The organism is Brevibacterium sp. NPDC056726 (genome assembly GCF_042790515.1).
Classification (GTDB): Bacteria; Actinomycetota; Actinomycetes; order Actinomycetales; family Brevibacteriaceae; genus Brevibacterium; species Brevibacterium sanguinis.
In genome coordinates, this window is record NZ_JBHTYZ010000006.1 from 221,116 (window position 1) to 236,906 (window position 15,791).

The 15,791-nt window shown below is 69.3% G+C and carries 15 protein-coding genes; 9 read left to right on the forward strand and 6 right to left on the reverse strand.

Features of this window, described 5'->3' with window-relative positions; all coding sequences use genetic code 11:
* Nucleotides 1–20: 20 nt before the first annotated feature.
* The gene (locus ACFQ91_RS14020; RefSeq protein WP_211978302.1) at nt 21–980 is read right to left on the reverse strand and encodes a YafY family protein; all 960 of its coding nucleotides are present in this window, start codon (nt 978–980) and stop codon (nt 21–23) included.
* Nucleotides 981–1,069: 89 nt separating this feature from the next.
* On the opposite strand from ACFQ91_RS14020, the gene ACFQ91_RS14025 reads away from it, so the two are divergent.
* Nucleotides 1,070–1,675 (forward strand): DinB family protein, encoded by a 606-nt coding sequence (locus tag ACFQ91_RS14025; RefSeq protein ID WP_211978303.1) that lies wholly within the window; start codon nt 1,070–1,072, stop codon nt 1,673–1,675.
* Nucleotides 1,676–1,831: 156 nt separating this feature from the next.
* On the opposite strand, the gene ACFQ91_RS14030 is transcribed toward ACFQ91_RS14025, so the two are convergent.
* Together ACFQ91_RS14030 and aceA are read right to left on the reverse strand one after the other, a co-directional pair.
* Nucleotides 1,832–3,436: a malate synthase gene (locus ACFQ91_RS14030; RefSeq protein ID WP_211978304.1), complete on the reverse strand. Its 1,605-nt coding sequence runs from the start codon at nt 3,434–3,436 to the stop codon at nt 1,832–1,834.
* Nucleotides 3,437–3,588: 152 nt separating this feature from the next.
* Nucleotides 3,589–4,872: an isocitrate lyase gene (aceA, locus tag ACFQ91_RS14035; RefSeq protein WP_211978305.1), complete on the reverse strand. Its 1,284-nt coding sequence runs from the start codon at nt 4,870–4,872 to the stop codon at nt 3,589–3,591.
* 183 nt (nt 4,873–5,055) lie between these two features.
* Here aceA and ACFQ91_RS14040 point away from each other — a divergent pair, with 183 nt between their 5' ends.
* Both ACFQ91_RS14040 and ACFQ91_RS14045 read left to right on the forward strand, forming a co-directional pair.
* A complete protein-coding gene (locus ACFQ91_RS14040) occupies nt 5,056–6,507 on the forward strand; it encodes a helix-turn-helix transcriptional regulator (RefSeq protein WP_198500362.1) in 1,452 nt (483 codons plus the stop codon).
* A gap of 105 nt (nt 6,508–6,612) precedes the next feature.
* A complete protein-coding gene (locus ACFQ91_RS14045) occupies nt 6,613–6,873 on the forward strand; it encodes a hypothetical protein (protein WP_211978306.1) in 261 nt (86 codons plus the stop codon).
* Nucleotides 6,874–6,878: 5 nt separating this feature from the next.
* Here the strand turns inward: ACFQ91_RS14045 and ACFQ91_RS14050 are convergent, their stop codons facing one another.
* Nucleotides 6,879–8,390: an FAD-dependent oxidoreductase gene (locus tag ACFQ91_RS14050; protein ID WP_249120937.1), complete on the reverse strand. Its 1,512-nt coding sequence runs from the start codon at nt 8,388–8,390 to the stop codon at nt 6,879–6,881.
* Nucleotides 8,391–8,429: 39 nt separating this feature from the next.
* Here ACFQ91_RS14050 and ACFQ91_RS14055 point away from each other — a divergent pair, with 39 nt between their 5' ends.
* The 4 genes from ACFQ91_RS14055 (at nt 8,430) to ACFQ91_RS14070 (ending at nt 12,468) form a co-directional block, all read left to right on the forward strand.
* Nucleotides 8,430–9,902, forward strand: coding sequence for a site-specific DNA-methyltransferase (locus ACFQ91_RS14055; protein WP_232623814.1), 1,473 nt, complete (start codon nt 8,430–8,432; stop codon nt 9,900–9,902).
* 498 nt (nt 9,903–10,400) lie between these two features.
* On the forward strand, nt 10,401–10,685 hold the full coding sequence (locus tag ACFQ91_RS14060; RefSeq protein WP_198500360.1) for an FmdB family zinc ribbon protein: 285 nt from the start codon (nt 10,401–10,403) through the stop codon (nt 10,683–10,685).
* A gap of 109 nt (nt 10,686–10,794) precedes the next feature.
* Entirely contained in the window at nt 10,795–12,045 is a 1,251-nt protein-coding gene (gene fmdA, locus ACFQ91_RS14065) for a formamidase (RefSeq protein ID WP_198500359.1), read from the forward strand.
* A gap of 126 nt (nt 12,046–12,171) precedes the next feature.
* Complete coding sequence (locus ACFQ91_RS14070) at nt 12,172–12,468, forward strand: antibiotic biosynthesis monooxygenase (protein ID WP_198500358.1); 297 nt, start codon at nt 12,172–12,174, stop codon at nt 12,466–12,468.
* Between the two features lie 49 nt (nt 12,469–12,517).
* Here the strand turns inward: ACFQ91_RS14070 and ACFQ91_RS14075 are convergent, their stop codons facing one another.
* A complete protein-coding gene (locus ACFQ91_RS14075; RefSeq protein ID WP_344250838.1) occupies nt 12,518–13,183 on the reverse strand; it encodes a TetR/AcrR family transcriptional regulator in 666 nt (221 codons plus the stop codon).
* 43 nt (nt 13,184–13,226) lie between these two features.
* On the opposite strand from ACFQ91_RS14075, the gene ACFQ91_RS14080 reads away from it, so the two are divergent.
* Entirely contained in the window at nt 13,227–14,159 is a 933-nt protein-coding gene (locus ACFQ91_RS14080; RefSeq protein WP_198500356.1) for an ABC transporter ATP-binding protein, read from the forward strand.
* On the forward strand, nt 14,160–14,960 hold the full coding sequence (locus tag ACFQ91_RS14085) for a hypothetical protein (protein ID WP_198500355.1): 801 nt from the start codon (nt 14,160–14,162) through the stop codon (nt 14,958–14,960).
* Between the two features lie 59 nt (nt 14,961–15,019).
* Here ACFQ91_RS14085 and ACFQ91_RS14090 read toward each other — a convergent pair whose 3' ends face one another.
* Nucleotides 15,020–15,754 (reverse strand): TrkA family potassium uptake protein, encoded by a 735-nt coding sequence (locus ACFQ91_RS14090; RefSeq protein WP_198500354.1) that lies wholly within the window; start codon nt 15,752–15,754, stop codon nt 15,020–15,022.
* Nucleotides 15,755–15,791: the final 37 nt, after the last annotated feature.

The window sequence follows — 15,791 nt, forward strand, 5'->3', positions numbered from 1 at the left end:
ACGGGCGGTTCACCGCGCGGTCACTTCCCGGACACCTCGGCGTTGCACATCGCGTCGACCCGGGTTCGCAGCGCGCGCAGTTCGGCGATGAGCTCACCGGGCGCGATGATCCGGCAGGCGGCGGGGATGCTCCCGGTCAGCGCGGCCGCCCATCGCAGGTCGGTGACCCCGAACTCGATGCGCACACCGCCGGGCACCTCGGTGATCGTCGCGGCCCGGGTCGGGAACCAGGACTCGGCCTCGCTCTTGACAGCATCGACGTCGAGGATGACCGTGTGCTCGTACGCGGCGGCGGTGACGGCGCGCCGGACGGCCGCCTCGGCGTCGGGGACCGTGCGGGCCGGGATCGGAAACGTCGTCGCCCGGACCGCGCTCATCCGGTCGAGGCGGAAGACGCGCCAGTCCTCGCGGTCGAGGTCCCAGCCGAAGAGGTACCAGTGGGCCCCGAGCACGACGAGCTGGGCGGGTTCGACGCGACGTTGCTCCGCCTCGGCGTCGGTCCACGGCTTCGCATACGCGAACGTCACGCGGTGGCGGGAGGAGATCGCCGAGGCGATCGTCACGACGGTCTCGTGGTCGACGTCGGGTGCGTGGCCGGGGGCGACGGTGACCGCGGTCTCGACGGCACGGACCGTCGCGGCCATCGTCGGCGGCAGCATCGTTGTCAGCTTCCGCCCGGCCGACTCGGCGGTCGCCGTGCTCAGTCCGGCCCCGCGCAGGAGGGCGAGTCCGAGGCCGGTGGCCATCGCCTCCCCGGCCGCCAGCTGCAGCGGCGGGAGCAGGGTCCGGCTGTGCGCACGGTAGCCGCCGGCGACGCCGGGCGCCGCGTCGATGGCATACCCGAGATCACGCAGCGCCGTGATGTCCCGGCGCACCGTGCGTGTGGTGACGCCGAATTCGGCGGCGAGCTCGGCCGCGGTGAGACCGCGCCCGGAGCTCAGCAGCGCGAGCATGCGCAGCAGTCTGACCTCGGTTCGCATGCGGACATCATATGTCCGCAAAACCGCAGACGCTTGTGGTGTTCGATCAGTGCCAACTGTCCGACCGCTCAACCGCCAAGGAGTCAGCCATGCCGTTCTTCGCCCCGTCCGTGACCACCGAAGCCGACGCCCTCTTCTCGTTCCTCGAGCAGCAGTGCGGGCAGCTGCGGCTCACCGCCCTCGACCTCACCGAGGAGCAGGCGCGCAGCACGCCCACGGTCAGCGCCCTGTCGATCATGGGGCTGCTCGCCCACAGCGCCCAGGTCGTCTACAGCTGGCTGCAGCAGGTCCGCCGTCCGGACTTCGTCCCCACCGAGGCCGACTACGCCGCGTTCAATGCGGAGCTCGGGCTCTCCGGCTCATTCGACGGCGGGACCCTGCCGGACCAGACACTCGCCGAGGTGCTCGCCGCCTTCGACCGCGCCGTCACCGAGATCGCCGCCGCCCGCCGCGACGTCGCGGACTCCGGCATCGACCTCGACACACGGGTGACCGTGGCCAATCCGTGGATGCCGCCGGACTTCGACATGAGTCTGCGCTGGATCCTCAACCACCTGACGACGGAGATCGCCCGGCACGCCGGTCATGCCGACATCATCCGCGAATCCCTCGACGGTGCGATCTCCTACCAGCTCAACGCCCAGGCCGAGGGCCAGCCGTGGCCGCCGGAGGGCTGGGGCGGAGACGAGAGCTGAGCCCCGACGCACATCGGCACCCGCGCCCCGTGACGACTCGCTGTGCAGGACGAGTCGGACGGGTTCAGGGTGCCGATGCGGATCGGGGCTGAGCTCTTCAGTTGTGCGGGCCGGTCGAACCGGGCCGGTTGAACGGGGCCGGTCGAGCCGAAGGGCTCAGGCGGCGTGGACGGCGCCCTTGGCCACCCGGTCGACGAGGTGCTCGGTGTAGGCCGGGACCGTGAGGTACTCGGGGAACTCGTCGGTCAGGGCACTGGCACGGAAGATCTCGACCGCCTCGGCGAGGTGGTCAGCGGGCTGCTGCTCGAGGACGGCGAGCTCCTCACCGAGGTAGCGCTCGACGAGCTCACGGGTCACCTGCTGTCCGTTGTCGAGGGTCACCTCGTGGTGGATCCACTGCCAGATCTGCGAACGGGAGATCTCCGCGGTCGAGACGTCCTCGAGGAGGTTCTCGAGCGCGACGTTGCCGTTGCCGCCGAGCCACTCGTTGAGGTAGCCGATGGCGACGCGGATGTTGACCCGCACCCCCTCCTCGGTGACGATCGGCTCGAGACCGGTGATGTCGAGGAGATGCTCGGCGCACGCGCGGACGTCGGGTCGCAGGTTGTCCAACTGGTGCGGACGCTCACCGAGGGCGGCATCGTAGACGGCGAGCGCGGCGGGCACGAGGCCGGGATCGGCCACCCACGTGCCGTCGAATCCCTGCCAGGCCTCCCGGGCCTTGTCCTCGCGCATCCGCGCGAACTCGGAGGCGACGAAGGCCTCGTCCGGGTGGTCGGTCATGAGGTTGCTCATCGTGCCGATCGCGTGGGCTCCGCGGCGGTGGCACGTCCACACGAGGCGGTCGGTGAACGCCTTCATCAGCGGCAGCGCGTTCGTCAGGCGCTCCCGGTCGGGGAGGACGAACTCCGGGGAGTGGCGGAGGTTCTTGACGACGGAGAAGAGGTAGTCCCAGCCGGCGGCCTGGAGGCCGGCGCAGTGGTCGCGCAGCTCCCAGAGGATCTCCTCCATGTGGAACGCGGCGTCGATCGTCTCGATGTGCACGGTCGCGCGGATCGTGCCCTGGTCGATGCCGAGTGCCTCCTGGGCGAAGACGAAGATCTGATTCCACAGGCGGGCCTCGAGCGAGGACTCGAGCTTCGGGAGGTTGAAGTACGGTCCCGATCCGGAGTCGATGAGCTGCTTCGCATTGTGGAAGAAGTAGAGGCCGAAGTCGACGAGCGCCCCGATCGCCGGCGACTGCTCGCCGCTCTCAGCGGTGACGATGAGGTGCTTCTCCGGCAGGTGCCAGCCGCGGGGGCGCATGCCGATCGTCGGCTGGTTGCGGTTGCTCACCCCGGGCAGCCGATCGCGGATCGCGAGGTACAGGGCGTGCTGACCGCCGATCATGTTCGCCCACGTCGGGGACGTCGAGTCCTCGAAGTCCGCGAGCCACACCTTGGCCTGGGAGTTGAGCGCTGCGACGACCTCGGGTTCGGTCACCGGGCCGACGAGTTCGACGCGGCGGTCCTCGAGTCCCGGGGCGCTCGTCGACCCGGCGACCTGCCAGGTGCGGTCGGCGCGGACGGCTGCGTAGTCGGGGGTGAACCGGGGCAGCGTGCCGTCGTTCATCACGGCCGCACGGTTGTCGCGCTTGGCGAGCAGAGCGCCGAGGCGGTCACCGAACTTCTCGTGCAGGTCGGCGACGAAGTCGAGCGCGTCTGCGGTGAGGATCGCGTCGGAACCGGAGTCGAGAGGGGCGTTGATCGTGATGCGTGACATGGGACTTCTCCTCACTCGTCGTGAGTGCTGTGCGGGACTGATGAGATGGTGATGGTGCGGGGCTGGGGAAGTAGGAGGTGCCGGCGCGGATCGGCGGTGCAAACCCCGTGAAAACACCGTCGATCCGCGCCGAGTCTGTGGGCCGGATCGGCTCAGTGGAACTGAGCCTCTTCGGTCGACCCGGACAGGGCCAGCGTCGAGCCCTCCGGGTTGACGGCGGTCGAGACGAGGTCGAAGTAGCCGGTGCCGACCTCGCGCTGGTGCTTCGTCGCGGTGTAGCCGCGGTCCTCGGCGGCGAACTCGCGCTCCTGCAGCTCGACGTAGGCCTTCATCTGCTCACGGGCGTAGCCGTGGGCGAGGTCGAACATCGAGTAGTTGAGGGCGTGGAAGCCGGCGAGGGTGATGAACTGGAACTTGTAGCCCATCGCACCGAGTTCGCGCTGGAACTTCGCGATCGTGTCGTCGTCGAGGTGCTTCTTCCAGTTGAACGACGGCGAGCAGTTGTACGCGAGCATCTGGTCCGGGTGCTCGGCATGGATCGCCTCGGCGAACTGCTTCGCGATCTCGAGATCCGGCAGCGACGTCTCCATCCACAGCAGATCCGAGTACGGAGCGTACGCGTTGCCGCGGGCGATGCAGGCCTCGAGGCCGTTGCGGACCTTGTAGTAGCCCTCCGCGGTGCGCTCCCCGGTGAGGAAGGGCTTGTCGCGCTCGTCGACGTCGGTGGTGATCAGGGTCGCGGCGTCGGCATCGGTGCGGGCGATGATCACCGAGGGGACGTTCTCGACGTCGGCGGCCAGGCGGGCCGACTGGAGGGTGCGGATGTGCTGCGAGGTCGGGATGAGGACCTTGCCGCCGAGGTGGCCGCACTTCTTCTCGCTCGCGAGCTGATCCTCCCAGTGGACACCGGCCGCACCCGAGTTGATCATGCCCTTCATGAGCTCGAAGGCGTTGAGCGGGCCGCCGAAGCCGGCCTCGGCGTCGGCGACGATCGGGACCATCCAGTCCTCGACGGTCTGCACGCCTTCGGCATGCTCGATCTGGTCGGCGCGCATCAGGGCGTTGTTGATGCGGCGGACGACCGCGGGCACCGAGTTCGCCGGGTAGATCGACTGGTCCGGGTAGGTGTGGCCGGAGAGGTTCGCGTCGGCGGCGACCTGCCAGCCGGAGAGGTAGATGGCCTTGAGCCCGGCCTTGACCTGCTGAACGGCCTGGTTGCCGGTGAGCGCGCCGAGGGCGTTGACGAAGTCGAGATCGTGGAGTTCCTCCCAGAGCTTCTCGGCTCCGCGACGGGCCAGCGTGTGCTCCTCGATGACGGATCCGCGCAGCTTGACGACATCCTCGGGCGAGTACTCGCGGGCGACTCCCTGCCACCGGGGGTTGGTCGCCCAGTCGCGGCGGATCGCTTCGATGTCGTGCAGTTCGTTGGCGCTCATTGTTCTCACTCCTGATTGCTTGCCGAGGTGGTTCGTGTCATCCATCTTGGTGGGGCCGCAAGGGGTGCGACAGAGGAAAGTGGGAAGAATATTCTGCGCTTTTCCCATTGGTGAAAAATCTCAGTTCTGTCATACTGGTCACACTCGCGCATCACTCGCCGATTCGACGCCTCGGAGGCCGTTGTGACAAGCACACAGACGCAGGGAACCGATCTCGACCAGCCCGTCGACAGCCTCAGCATCGGCAGAAGAATCCGATTTTTTCGCAAACAGGCGGGGATGACGCTGAGCGAGCTCGGGGAGAGGGTGGGGCGTGCGGCCTCGCAGATCTCGACGATCGAGAACGGCAAGCGGGAAACTTCTGTCACGCTCCTCGCCGCGATCGCAGCGGCGCTCGGCACCGAGGTCGCCGAGCTCATCGACCCGACTCCCGTCGACGGTCGGCAGGCGCTCGAGCTCGAGGCCGAACGCAATCAGGCCTCGCCGATGTACTCCTCGCTCGGCCTGCCGCAGGTGCGCATCAAGTCCCTGCCGCAGGATGCGCTCGAGGCGATCGTCGGACTTCAGCGGCAGCTCGCCGAGGTGCTCACCCGGAGAGCGGCGACCCCGGAGGAGGCTCGGCGGGCCAACCGGGAGCTGCGGGAGATGATGCGCGAGAAGAACAACTACTTCGCCGATCTCGAGAAGCAGGCCGCCGAGCTGCTCAGCCTCGCCGGGTACGAATCGGGAACGGTGTCGCAGCGGGAGACGGCGACGATCGCCGAGAAGCTCGGCTTCAGCCTCCACTACGTCTCGGATCTGCCGAGTTCGACCCGGTCGATCTCCGACACGGCGAACCGCCGCATCTACCTGCCCAACGCAGATGCCGCATTCGATCCGCGCACGCACCTGCTCACGAGCCTCGCCCCGCATGTGCTCGGCCATGATTCGCCGAAGGACTTCCATGAGTTCCTCCAGCAGCGCGTCGAGGCGAACTACCTCGCCGCAGCCGTGCTGCTGCCGGAGAGTGAGGCCGTGCCCGTGCTCACCGAGGCCAAGCGCAAGCGGCAGCTGTCCGTCGAATACCTCCGCGACATGTTCGGCGTCGGCTACGAGACCGCGGCGCACCGGTTCACCAACCTCGCGACCGAGCACCTCGACCTGCCCGTCCACTTCATGAAGGTCCACACCTCGGGGACGATCCACAAGGCGTACTCGAACGACGGCCTGCCGTTCCCCACCGATCCGCTCGGGGCGATCGAAGGGCAGTTCGCGTGCAAGCGCTTCACCTCGCGCACGGTGTTCCGCGTCGCCGACCGGTTCAGCCCGTACTACCAGTACACCGACACCCCGCAGGGCTCGTTCTGGTGCACCGCCCGGGTGCTGCCCGGCGGTGACTTCGCGATCAGCGTCGGCGTCCCCTTCGCCCACGTCAAGTGGTTCGAGGGTCGGGAGTCGCCGATCCGTTCGCAGTCGCGCTGCCCGGACCCCTCATGCTGCCGGACGGCCCCGGACGACCTCGCCGCGAAGTGGGAGGACAACTCGCTGCCGTCGGCGAAGATGCACGCCTCGCTGCTCGCCGCCGTCCCACCCGGTGCGGTCCCCGGCGTCGACGACACCGAGGTCTTCGAGTTCCTCGAACGCCACTCGGGCTGAGCCGCCTCAGCGCCCGGTTGCAGCCTGCGCGCGTTCGACGAGATCCTTGATCGGCCTCTGACCTGCAACTACACTGGTGGGCCCGAGCATTGAGGAGGTTGAGCGGTGTCCTCGTCCGAGACAGGCGCGCTGCGGCGGTTCTTCACCGCACGGCCCGAACGCCCCATCGATTTCGTCCTCACCTGGATCGGGATCTGCCTGGTTCCCGTCGTGGCGTGGCCGATCATCGGCATGCTGACGGGCAGCATGAGCGAAGGCTTCCAACGGGTCCTTCCCACGATGATCGGCGCGCCGATCGGTTCTGGGATCGCCCTCGCCGCAATCTGTGCCCTGCGGTCGACGAGCAAGCGCGATTCCGAGGGCTGAGCCCCTCAGCGCCCCGCTGCCTGCGCGCGCTCGACGATGTGCTCGGCGATCGCGAGCGCCATCGTCGCCCCTGATGCGGGCACGCTGCGGACCTGGGTGAGTCGGCCGCGGGTGGTCACGGTCAGTCCGGTGACGAGGTCGCCCTTGGCATCGATCGTCGCGGCGCGGATCCCGCGCGGTCCCGCCGTCATCTCCGCCGTGTCGAGATCGGGAGCGAAGCGCCTGATCCGCTCGACGAGCGCCGAGGTGCTCGTCGCCGACCGCACACCCTCGGCCGCGGAGCGCACATTGCGCTTCGCGAACTTCCAGAATCCGGAGAACCCGAAGGACGAGCCGAGGTCGCCGAAGTCGATGTCACGGGCCGACCCGGCATTGCGACCGAGCGCGATATGCGTGGTCGGGCCCAGCAGCAGCGCACCGTCGACGGTGCGCACGAGCATCGTCTCCTCGAGGGGATCATCCGGGTCGGGCACGGAGCCGATGATCCCGTGGACCGCCTCGGCGGCGGGCAGCACCAGCTGCGAATAGCTGCTGGCGAACGGCACGACCCGGGGTTCGGGGTCGAGGCCGGCCGCGGCGGCGAGCCGATCCGACTGGAGCCCGACGGCGACGAACACGAGGTCGAAGACCCCGGCGTCGAACTCCGCGGGCGGGGTCGGCCGGTTCCGGTCGACGGGTTTGGTGCCGGTCCATTCGTCGATCTTGTCCTCGGCGCTGCGGAACCAGTCCTTGTCCCCGAACCGGCGGTGCAGCTCTTCCCCGAGCCGGCCGCCGCGTCCGCCCCTGCCGGCCTCGACCTGCGGCTCTCCGTCGTCACCGCGATACGTGCGCGGCCGGTCGACGACCTGGTCGTCGTCGGTGTGAGGCCGTTCGCCGGGCATGGTCTCGAGGTCGGTCGAATAGCCGGTCTCGCTCGACTCAGAGCCGTCCTCGTCGTCGGTCGGGGCGTTGCGGGCGCGCACCCGCACCTCGTTGCTCATGACGTCGATGCCGGTGACCTCCGTGCCGAAGCGGAAGCGGCCCCCGGCCTCCCGGACGTCGGCGGCGAGCGCCTCGGCGAGGCTGCGATAGTCGGTGATCGCGGTATGGGGTGAGTAGAGGGCCTGCACGCCCCTGGCCTGCGGTTCGATCTCGCGCATCTCGGCTCGATCGACCACCCTCACCCCGGGCACGCCGGTCTTCTCGGCCCGGGTGAGCAGGTCCTCGAGGCGTTCGACCTCATCGGTGTCCTGGGCGATGACAAGCTGCCCGCACTCGCGCAGCGCGATCCCCTGCCCGGCGGCGTAGGGGATGAGGAGTTCGAGGCCGCGGCGGGCGAGCTTCGCCTCGAGCGTGCCCGGCGCCTCCGTCAGTCCCGCATGGACGATGCCCGCGGTGTGCCCGCTCTGGGCGGCCGCGACGCGGTCGGCGCGGTCGAGGACCGTCACCTCGGCGTCCGGGAACCGGCGGGTGATCTCACGGGCGAGAGCCACACCGATGATGCCTGCGCCGACGGCTGCCACTCGTGAAATACTCATACAGCCATCTTGGCACCGTCGAGACGATCAAGCGAGGTGATGACGACCGTGACCGCCCTGACCTGGCCCGGCAAAGAGGAGTCGTTCGCGCTCGGTCACCACCTGAGCCGCACGCCGGGGGCCGGGTTCACGGTTCCCGGCGGCCGCCTCGGCGCGGGACTGCCGGGGACGGATGAGCACAGCCTGCGCACCCACGTGCCCGACCCGCACGAGAACCTCCTCGTCGTCGGGGACAATCTGCCCGCGCTGCAGTCGCTGCTCGCCACGCATCGGGGCCGGGTCAAGGTCGTCTACATCGATCCGCCGTACAACACGGGCAACGCGCACGCGTACAAGGACGACGGCTACGATCACGGCAGCTGGCTCGACTTCATGGCTCCGCGGCTCATCCTCGCCCGGGAGCTCATGCGCGATGACGGCGTGCTCTACCTCCACCTCGACGATGGGGAGAGCGCGTGGGCGCAGCTGCTCGGGCACGAGGTCTTCGGGGAGGCGAATTCGCTCGGCACCCTCATCCACCAGCGTGCGAAGGGCGGCGGCAACTCCCCGTCGTTCGTCCGCGGGCACGACTACATCCACGTGTGGGGTCGGGACGCGCGCGCGGCGGGGGCGTTCCTCACGGAGAAGAAGGCCCCGGCGAAGGTCGAGGTCATCGACGGGCGGAAGATGCTCGTCGAGACCGATGTGCTGCGGGCGAGCTTCGGCCGGTATGCGCGCGGGTCGGAGCGGCGGCTCATGTACGAGGACATCCGCGCGGTCAAGGGTGAGCGGAAGCTCGCCGAGGTGGACGCGAAGCTGGCCTCGGGCGAGTACATCCTCCGGCCCTGGGGTCCCGGCAAGCACGCGGTGGTGCGGGTGACGCCGTACGAGCTCGCGAGCTCGAAGCTCTACTCGATCATCAAGGCCCTCGGCGGGCAGAACGACCTCGAGGACCTCGGTCTGGGCGGGGTGTTCGGGTATCCGAAGCCCGTCGACCTCGTCAAGACGCTCATCACCGCGCAGACGTTCTTCGACCCCGAAGCCATCGTCCTCGACTTCTTCGCCGGCTCCGGGACGACGGCCCAGGCGGTCATGGAGGCCAACCGGCGTGACGAGGGACGACGGTCGTTCGTCCTCGTCCAGCTCCCGGAGAAGCTGCGCGGCAAGTGCGGCGGCCGCGGCGTGCGTGCGTCGGGTGAGGCGGGCGATGGTGCGGGTGGCACTGGCGCGGACACCGGTGCCGGCGAGGCGGGCGAGGGTGCGGGAGATCCCTCGGCGAAGACTGCGGGCTCCGGTGCCGGTGCTGCCGCGGGTCCCGGCGGCGGTGGGGCAGGAGCCGGAGATGCAGTGGCGATGGCTGCGAGCTCCGGGACTGCGGGCGCCGGCGATGCAGTGGCAAAGTCTGCGAGCAGCAGCGCACGCGCGGGCGGCTTCGCGACGATCAGCGACCTCACCGCCGAGCGCATCCGGCGCGCCGCCGATGTGCTCGCCCCCGGACTCACCTTCACCGAGGTCACCGTCGCCGATTCCTGACCTCCGCACCGCGTCCCGCGCCGCTGCTGAGCCACATTGAGGGTTCTGCGCCAGATTGTGCGCAGCCCCGAACACTCTGCGCCAGATTGAGGGTGGCACTGAGAGATCTGCGCCAGATCGAGGGTGGAATCGGCGCGAGAATCGCCATGGACGTGGCGCACAATCGCTGTGGAGGTGGCGCAGATGCCTTCGTCCTCAGCCCCTCGTCCCCACACCCGCCTCACGAGCGCCCCAGTCCCTCCATCCCAGAGTTCAGGTCGCAGAGTGTCGATTCGAAGCGCTGCCATCGACACTCTGCGTCCTCGGTTTCAGCGAAATCAGTGAGCGGGTGCACCGAGGCGGCTCTTTCCCGCCCTGGCGCGGCCACTCTCCCGCTCCGAGGCGGCCGCTCACTCGCGCTGCGAATCTCTCAACAGGTCTTCCCAGGCTCTCGCCGCGCTGACAGAATGCTTGTACGGTCACATCAGGCCCTCCACCAGCGAAGTCAGGGGTGATGCAGTGCCCACATACGTCTACCGCTGCGATGCGTGCGGCGACACCGAGCAGACCTTCCCCATGCTCGAGAAGCCGTCGACGATCGCCTGCCCCCGCTGCGCTGGGACGGCACGGTCGGTGGTGAGTTCGCCCCACCTCGGCGCGGGGAACACCACGGCCCACCGACTCCTCGATGCGACCGCGGCCACCGCAGACGCCCCTCCCATCGTCGATCGTCTGCCCGGTTCACCACGCGCTCCGAGGCGGGTGAGCCGAGATCCTCGGCACCAGACCCTCCCGCGCGCCTGACACCGCTCGCCGCTCGTCACTGCACAGCCGTCCTGCACCGCCCAGCTGCTCCATCAGCACCGTCCTGCTCCGCCGCCCGTCACTGTCGACTCCACGCAAAGGACACGCCATGCCAGACGTCATCTTTCCCCTCGACTCGACCAAGCCGTTCACCGACCAGAAGATCACCGGCCATAACCGCTGGCACCCGGACATTCCCGCGGCCGTCCACGTCAAGCCCGGGGAATCGTTCCGGCTCGACTGCCGGGAATGGTTCGACGGGTTCATCAAGAACGACGACAGCGCCGATGACGTCCGCGATGCGCCGGTCGACATCGTCCACGCCCTCTCCGGACCGGTCGGCGTCGAAGGGGCGAAGCCCGGTGACCTCCTCATCGTCGACATCCTCGACGTCGGACCGATCCCGCAGGAGGAGGGTCCTCTCGCCGGGCAGGGCTGGGGGTACACGGGGATCTTCGCGAAGGAGAACGGCGGCTCGTTCCTCGTCGAGCAGTTCCCCGATGCCTACAAGGCCTGCTGGGACTTCTCCGGCGGCACGGCGACATCGCGCCACGTCCCGCACGTGTCCTTCACCGGAATCGTCCACCCCGGCCTCATGGGCACGGCCCCGAGCGCCGATCTGCTGGGGACATGGAACACCCGTGAAGCCGCGCTCATCGCCACCGACCCCGATCGGGAACCGCCGCTGGCCCTGCCGCCCGAGCCCAACGGCGCGATCCTCGGGTCGCTGACCGGGGAGGACTTCGACCGGGTCGCCGGCGAGGGCGCCCGCACGGCCCCGCCTCGGGAGAACGGCGGCAACCAGGACATCAAGAACCTTACGAAGGGCACCCGGGTGTTCTATCCGGTCTTCGTCGACGGCGCGAACTTCTCCGTCGGCGACCTCCACTTCAGTCAGGGCGACGGGGAGATCACGTTCTGCGGCGCCATCGAGATGGGCGGGTTCATCGACCTGCGCGTCGACCTCATCAAGGGCGGCATGGATACCTACGGGGTGAGCGAGAACGCGATCTTCCAGCCCGGCAACTCCGACCCGCAGTACTCGGAGTGGCTGGCGTTCTCCGGCACCTCGGTCACCCTCGACGGCGAACAGCGCTACCTCGACTCGCAGCTGGCGTACCAGCGGGCCTGCCTCCATGCGATCGACTACCTCACGAAGTTCGGCTACAGCCCCGAGCAGGCGTATCTGCTGCTCGGCGCCGCCCCGATCGAGGGTCGGTTCTCCGGGGTCGTCGACATCCCGAACTCATGCGCCACGGTCTACCTGCCCACCGCGATCTTCGACTTCGACGTCACACCGAACTCCGACGGCCCCGTGCAGATCGACCCGGGCATCGGCGCCGCGCGCACCACCCCGTGAGAGTCAGCGCGTGGAGTCGGCGCGAGACGCACCGCGACCGCATCCGGACACCCCAGCGTGGATCCAGGGTGCGGTCGTAGTCTCGGGAGGACAGACACTCATCGCCGACCCCACGGAGGAGCAGATATGTCCGTCGTCGCCATCAACACCCTCACGGTTCCCGAGAACGCCGGCCCGGAACTCGAGAAGCGCTTCGCCGCCCGCAAGCACTCCGTCGACGGCGCGCCCGGCTTCGAGGGCTTCCAGCTGCTGCGTCCCACGGCCGGCGGCGACCGCTACTTCGTCTACACGCAGTGGGCGACGAAGGAGGACTTCGAGAACTGGAAGGCCAACCGCTCCTCGGCCCACGAGTCGAACGGCCAGGCGCCCGTCTCGAGCGCGGCCGAGCTCCTCGAATTCGAGGTCGTCGACCTCGGCGACTGACACCACACTTCACCTCTGACTGAGCTGACGAACGGCGCCGCTCGTCAGCTCAGTCCTGCGCCGAGGCGGTTGCGATGCCGGCGATCTCGCGATCGAGGATGCCGTAGGCCGCCTCCGGGGTCCGCACCTCGAGCATGACGTCCTGAGCCAGACCCTTCGCGAGCGCCACGAGCCGCACCGCCGCCTCGGTGGCCGGCTCAGCGCCCACAGCGACCTGGCCGGCCTCGCTCCCCCGCGCGAGCACCCGCGCCACCCGCCGGGCCGCCGCCTCCGCCGTCCGCCGATCGTTGTCGACGACGATCTCGGCGATGAGCGGGTCGCCCACGGCCTTCGCGACATACGTGAACCACACCGACGCCCCCACCCGCATCGCCTCACCAGCGGGGATGAAGGCGCGCACGAACGTTCGCAGGGCATCGACCGGGTCGGCCCCGGCGACATCCCCGGCCTCCTCCATCTCTCCCGAGCCGTCCCCGGCCTCGTCAACGAGCTCAGCCTCGTCGTCGATCTCGGCCCCGGCGACGAGCTGCCGGCACCCCTCGAGGACGAGCGCCTCACGCGACGGGAAGTAGTGCTGGACGCGACCGATCGAGATCCCCGCGGCATCGGCGACGGCCCTGAAGGTCACCGCATCGATCCCCCGGGTGTAGATGACGAGCCACAGCGCGTGGACGATCTCGGTGCGGCGGGCGGCATGGTCGACGATCTTCGGCATTCCGCCACTTTACAATACGATCAACTTGCATCACTATTGCGATATGAACATATTGCAAAACGACGATGCGGGTGTCAGCGTCCGCGGTCTGACGAAGCGCTTCGGGACGGCGACCGCCGTCGACGATCTCAGCTTCGACGTCATGCCCGGCCACGTCACCGGCTTCCTCGGCCCCAACGGCGCCGGGAAGTCGACGACCCTTCAGATGATCCTCGGGCTGACGGCTCCCGACGCAGGGACCGCGCTCGTCGCCGGCGCACCCTTGCGCGATCACCCCAACCCCGCCGCCGTCGCCGGCTCGCTGCTCGGCACCGAACGCCTCCTGCCCGGCCTCACCGTCGACGCGCACCTCGAGTGGGCGGCCCGGCTCTCGGGCCTGACCGGCGACGAGCGCACGACGAGAATCGCCGCCGTCCTCGCCGAGGTGGGGCTCGAGTCCGCAGCGACCCGTCGCATCTCCGCGCTCTCGCTCGGCATGCGCCAGCGCCTCGGCCTCGCCGCCGCGATCCTCACCGACCCGCAGGTGCTCCTCCTCGACGAACCGCTCAACGGCCTCGACCCCGAGGGGATCACGTGGATGCGGACGTTCCTCAAGCGCTTCGCCGCCTCGGGGCGCACCGTCCTCTTCTCCAGCCACCTGCTCACCGAGATGGCGCTCACAGCCGACCACGTCGTCATCATCCGCGCCGGTCGCCTCGTGGCCGACCTCCCGCTCGCCGACCTCGTCTCCCACGCACAGGCCGGGGTGGTCGTCCGCGGTCCCGATCTCTCTGCCCTGCTGGCCAGCCAAGCGGCGGCGGGCCGACCGAGCACGCCGACTCCGGACGGAACCGGCGCGGTCATCGCCGACGCCGAACCGCGCGAGATCTTCCGCGACAGTGTCCGCCTCGGCGTCGACCTCGATGAGCTCCGCCTCGACGAACCCGGCCTCGAAGAGGTCTTCCTCCGTCTCACCACCACCCGGAAGGCACGCTGAATGTCGACAACCCCTCAAGCCCGCGCCGCATCGGCAGAATGGGCGAAGCTGCAGTCCCTGCGCGCCCCGCGCATGCTCGGCGGCACGGCCGTCGTGCTCGCTGCGGTCTCCGCCGCCGCCTTCATCCTCAGCTTCCCCGTCACGCAGGGAACCGCGCTCGACCGCGCCCCGCTGACCGATGTCCTCACCGCCAGCGTGCTCGGCGTCGATGTCGCGGCGATCGTCCTCGTCGTCTTCGCCGCATGGTTCGTCGGCATCGAGTTCCGCACCGGCGCGATCACCGAGGCGCTCCTGCGTCTGCCGCGCCGCTCCGCGGTCATCACCGCCAAGGCCCTCGTCATCGCCGCAGTCACCGTGCTCACCGCGGTGATCGCGGCACTTGCCCTCACCGTCGTCGCCGTCGCCCTCGCGGCCACGCTGACCGGGACGAGCTGGTCGGAGGCCCTGACTGCGGCCGTCTCACCCGAGCATCTCCGGCTGCTCCTCGGCAGCGCGCTCATGCCCGTGGTCTTCGCTCTGCTCGCCGCGTTCGCCGCCTTCGCCTTCGGGTCGATGGCGGCGGGCGTCCTCGGCGCGCTCGGCCTCATCGTCGCCTCGATGCTCGCCGGCTGGCTGCCGGCCGGCGCTGCCGCGGTCGTTGCGCCCGTGCTGCCCCTGGCCGCCGTCCACACGATCAGCGGTGCCGCCGAGGCGGGGTCGACGGAGTTCCTCGGCATCGTCCCAGCGGTGATCGTCCTCGCGGCGTGGGTTGTCCTCGGCTGGGTCCTCGCCGCGTGGCGGCTGCGGCGACGGGACTTCTGACTGCCGCACCGGAGCGGCTCCGCCCCACGCGAGGCACCGGCCTCAGCCCACGCCAAGTCTCAGTTGTCCGTATCCTTGTCGAGTTCGCTGAACCGCTCGACCTCACGGGGGTGGCCGGCGATGAGGATCTCGTCGTCGGCGTAGAGGGTCATGTCGCGGTCGGCGATGTCCCACTGCCTGCTGCCGGCCCGTTTGACCGCGACGATCGTCACCCCGTACGTGGCCCGGACGCCGAGGCTCGCGAGCGGCACATCGGCGACGCGCACCGGCGGGGTCGTGCGGGCGAGGACGAAGTCGTCGTCGATGGGCAGGAAGTCGGAGATGTGGCCGCGGATGAGGTGCGCGAGCCGGCGCCCCATGTCGTTCTCGGGCCGGATGACGTTCTTGATCCCGAGCTGGTGGAGGATCTCGCCGTGGGTCTCGCTGATCGCCTTGGCCCAGATGTGCTGGCAGCCGATCTTGAGGATGCGGGAGGCGGCGAGGATGCTCGCCTCGAGGTCGCTGCCGATCGCGATGACGACCCGGCTGACCTCGTCGATGCCGAGCTGACGGAGGACCACCTCGTCGGTGGCATCGGCTCGCGTCGCGAACGCGAGCCTGTCCGCGTATTCGGCGACGACCGCCTCGTCGTTGTCGATGCCGATGACGTCGACTCCGTGCTTGGCGAGCTCGAGCGCGAGCGAGCCGCCGAAGCGACCGAGGCCGATGACGGCGACCGCCCCGGCTTCGGCCATCGGCTCGGAGTCGCCGGCGAAGAAGGCGGCGGAGCGGGCCAGCCAGGTCTTCTCATTCATTGCGGTGTCCTTTCCTTGCGATGCGGACGTGTGTCAG